Genomic DNA, 764 nt, shown 5'->3' with positions numbered 1-764 from the left:
CGTTCGAGGAGCGGGGCGTACCATCGCTGTAGCCGGCGAACGAGCGGGTTCTCATCGCCCACGTGGGCGTCAGCGGCGACGTCTGGTACCGTGCGCGGCTCGCGGAGGAACACGCCACAGAGCGCTGGAATCAGCGTCATGGAGAACAGTAGCGCGCCGGCCAACGCCAGGATGACGGTCAGTGCCATCGGGCGAAACATCGTGCCCTCGATCCCGGCGAGCGACAGGATGGGCAGATAGGCCGCCATCACGATGATCTCGCCGAAGAAACTGGCGCGCCGCACCTCGACGGTGGCATTCGCGATGGTCTCATGGCGCTCCGGCACGGTCAGGGCTCGGCCGAGCGCGCGCCGTCGGTCTGCCAGCCGCCGGACCGCGTTCTCGACGATGATGACCGCCGCATCGACGATCAACCCGAAGTCGATGGCCCCGAGGCTCATCAGGTTGGCCGATACGTCGAAGTACCACATGCCCAGAATCGCGAAGAGCATGGACATGGGGATGGCCGACGACACGATTAGTCCCGCGCGAAGCTGCAGGAGGAATAGGAACAGCACGGCAATCACGACCATGCCGCCTTCGACCAGATTGGTGGCGGCAGTCCGTATGGTGCGTTCCACGAGGACGCTGCGGTCGTAGAAGGGCTGAATCGCCATTCCGCTGGGAAGGGCCTTCTTGATCTCCTCGAGCCTGGCCGCCACGCGGTGGGCCACGACCCGACTGTTCTGGCCCTTCAACAACATCGCCACCCCGAGCACCGTCTC

At 65.2% G+C, this 764-nt stretch carries 1 protein-coding gene; it reads right to left on the bottom strand.

Annotated elements, in window-relative coordinates; genetic code table 11:
* On the bottom strand, window positions 1-764 hold a 764-nt coding region (locus tag ACTIE6_RS24265; protein WP_439559084.1), incomplete at both ends, for an efflux RND transporter permease subunit.

The sequence above is a fragment of the Dyadobacter sp. genome, assembly GCF_051859145.1.
In the GTDB taxonomy this organism is placed as follows: domain Bacteria; phylum Bacteroidota; class Bacteroidia; order Cytophagales; family Spirosomataceae; genus Dyadobacter.
The sequence above is the reverse complement of the archived record's forward strand: the minus strand, read 5'-3'. Positions and strand labels throughout refer to the sequence as shown.